5 protein-coding genes are annotated in these 2,615 nt (G+C 54.5%); 1 reads left to right on the forward strand and 4 read right to left on the reverse strand.

Annotation, left to right across the window (positions count from 1 at the left end; genetic code table 11):
• The 4 genes from ABYT30_RS18255 to ABYT30_RS18270 all read right to left on the reverse strand — a co-directional run.
• On the reverse strand, positions 1-615 hold a 615-nt coding region (locus ABYT30_RS18255; RefSeq protein ID WP_373097937.1), incomplete at its 3' end, for an urease subunit alpha.
• A 4-nt stretch (positions 616-619) separates the two neighbouring features.
• Entirely contained in the window at positions 620-940 is a 321-nt protein-coding gene (locus ABYT30_RS18260) for an urease subunit beta (protein WP_373080502.1), read from the reverse strand.
• Positions 941-960: 20 nt separating this feature from the next.
• Positions 961-1,263: an urease subunit gamma gene (ureA, locus tag ABYT30_RS18265; protein WP_373080499.1), complete on the reverse strand. Its 303-nt coding sequence runs from the start codon at positions 1,261-1,263 to the stop codon at positions 961-963.
• Between the two features lie 38 nt (positions 1,264-1,301).
• A complete protein-coding gene (locus tag ABYT30_RS18270; RefSeq protein ID WP_373097939.1) occupies positions 1,302-2,204 on the reverse strand; it encodes an urease accessory protein UreD in 903 nt (300 codons plus the stop codon).
• 264 nt (positions 2,205-2,468) lie between these two features.
• On the opposite strand from ABYT30_RS18270, the gene ABYT30_RS18275 reads away from it, so the two are divergent.
• On the forward strand, positions 2,469-2,615 hold a 147-nt coding region (locus ABYT30_RS18275), incomplete at its 3' end, for an accessory factor UbiK family protein (protein ID WP_373097941.1).

Raw genomic sequence — 2,615 nt, forward strand, 5'->3', positions numbered from 1 at the left:
CAGCGACTCTGGCAAGCTGGCATTGCCCTTGCCCAAAAACCCCAAATTCATGGGAAAGCTCTCAGCCGCTTGTAGCATCTTACCCATATGCCACGCCCCCGGCGTACAGGTGGTGGCGTTGGTGCCCGTCGCGGGGCCGGTGCCGCCGCCAATCATGGTGGTCACGCCGCTCATTAAGGCTTCTTCAATTTGCTGAGGGCAAATAAAGTGGATGTGCGAATCGATGGCACCGGCGGTTAAGATCTGACCTTCACCGGCAATCACCTCGGTTCCGGGGCCGACAATAATATCGACATTGGGCTGAATATCGGGATTACCGGCTTTACCGATAGCGCAAATGCGCCCGGCCTTAATAGCGACGTCGGCTTTGACCACACCCCAGTGATCCAGAATCAAGGTATTGGTTATCACCGTATCTGGGGTGTGGGCACCCGCTAATTGGCTCTGCCCCATGCCGTCGCGGATGACCTTGCCGCCGCCAAACTTTACTTCTTCGCCGTAGGTGGTGAAGTCTTTTTCAACGGAGATCCACAATTCGGTATCCGCCAAACGCAGGCGGTCGCCTACCGTTGGACCGTACATATCCGCGTAGGCGCGACGATCTATCGTAGCCATCTATTTATGCTCCTTGCTTGTCGAGGGCGCCCATCACATCGCCACGAAAACCGTATACTTCGCGCTTGCCTGCCAGCGCGACCAACTCAACTTGCCGACTCTGGCCCGGCTCAAAACGCACCGCCGTACCCGCCGCAATATTCAAACGAAAACCGCGACTGGCCGCCCGATCAAAAATCAGCGCGGGATTGGTTTCAAAAAAATGGTAATGGGAGCCAACTTGAATCGGCCGATCGCCGCTATTGGCAACATCAATCACGCAGGTTTCGCGGTCGGCATTCAGGCTTATTTCGCCCTTGGCTGCAATTAATTCTCCAGGAATCATAAATACTCCGTTATGCCTGTTTATACGATGGGGTTGTGGACGGTAACGAGCTTGGTGCCGTCGGGGAAGGTCGCTTCAACCTGCACCTCGTGAATCATCTCGGCAATGCCGTCCATCACATCGTCGCGGGTCAGCACTTCACGACCAGCCGTCATCATCTCGGCTACCGTGCGACCCTCTCTGGCGCCCTCCATGACTGCCGCTGAAATCAGTGCGATAGACTCGGGGTAATTTAACTTTAAGCCCTTGGCCATGCGGCGCTCAGCCAATAAAGCGGCGGTAAATAGCAGTAATTTATCTTTATCTCTCGGACTCAATTCCATGGCGGTAAAATCCTGTTTTCAATTAATTTTGATCTTAATTAGGTATTCCAAATTCGCGGGGAGCAAGCGGTGCGCCCATTAAACTGCGGCCGAAGCTGCGACCACAGCCAAGCAAAACCCTTGCGACATTGCTCGGGGGAATCCCCCATATAACGGGCCATAAAAATATCGCGCTTTTGCGATAAACCCCACTCGGCTGCCAGCCAGCCACTCTGCTTGGCCAGCGCCACAAGACCTTCCCGCAAGCTATCCATAGTGGCCTGATCGCAAATCATTGTCGCAAAAAAACTGCCGCTGACCGAGGCGCCGCCCATGCCCCAAGGCGCGTTCAACATTGCACTTCCACCCAGCCACTCGGTGCGTTCAACTAATAGCGGCTTATCGTCACGACTGATCTCAATTTTTTGTCGACAACGCCCCCGCGCAAAACCTTCGCCACTGGCGCGACGCCCCAGCACTACAATATCCCAAGCACATAAACGGGCGTCGCCCTGCAGCGTGAACTGATTGCTCAACTCTGCTTCAGCGCCTTCAAATACAATAGTTTCTTGGGGTAGCCATTCTAAGCAAGCGCCGTCGGCCACTTCTGCACTCACCCCTTGGCACTGAGCGGTTTTCGCTAAATCACTGCGATACACCTTACCCGCCGACGGCGTTGTGAGCAGTGCTTGCGCACCCGCCCCTAAACTTACCGCCACTCGCAAAGTATCCCCCGCCACCATGCCTCCCGGAGGGTGCAGGAGGTACACATGGCAGCAATCGCCTTCAGGGTAAAATGGCCGCTGCACCCGCAAAGGACCCTTATGGGAAATACGCACCAAATCTGTGCGATTTTCGCTAGCACGCAGGCCAAGCTCAATCGCCGCCGGCCACGACTTAGTCGCTGGCAAGGTAGGGCTCGACGCGGCAGGGGCAGTGCTTACGGGGGCTATGGCCGTCAACAGCAATTCCTTATTAGTAAAAGTAAATTTCTACGGTTGCCGAACGGTTAAAGGCTCGACGTATTACATTAGCTGGGAGCAATATCTGTACCATCGCTGTGCATTTTTATTAGTGCTGCGCTAAATCGGATCTGATTGCAGCCAAAAGCGCACCATAATTAGGCGAGCTAGTGGGAGACGCTTCCCACGTCAGACGTCAGACGTCTGGCTAGCCCAGTGCCACCAATAAACGATACACTTATCCCCTCAACGAGGTAACAACAAATGGCTAAACCCGATTTTATTGCGCAGCTGGCTCAGCAAGCCAGCAAGCTGATGAACAATGGTCCTGAAATTCAGCAGGACATCGAAGAGAAAGTGCAGGTGTTACTACAAGGCGGATTCAGCCGGCTAAACGTGGTGTCTCGCGCC

The organism is Zhongshania sp., from assembly GCF_041623545.1.
In the GTDB taxonomy this organism is placed as follows: Bacteria; Pseudomonadota; Gammaproteobacteria; order Pseudomonadales; family Spongiibacteraceae; genus Spongiibacter.

Excerpts from the sequence above, each read along its gene's own strand:
- ABYT30_RS18260 (WP_373080502.1), bottom strand. The coding sequence starts at position 940 with ATGATTCCTGGAGAATTAATTGCAGCCAAGGGCGAAATAAGCCTGAAT.
- ureA (WP_373080499.1), bottom strand. The coding sequence starts at position 1,263 with ATGGAATTGAGTCCGAGAGATAAAGATAAATTACTGCTATTTACCGCC.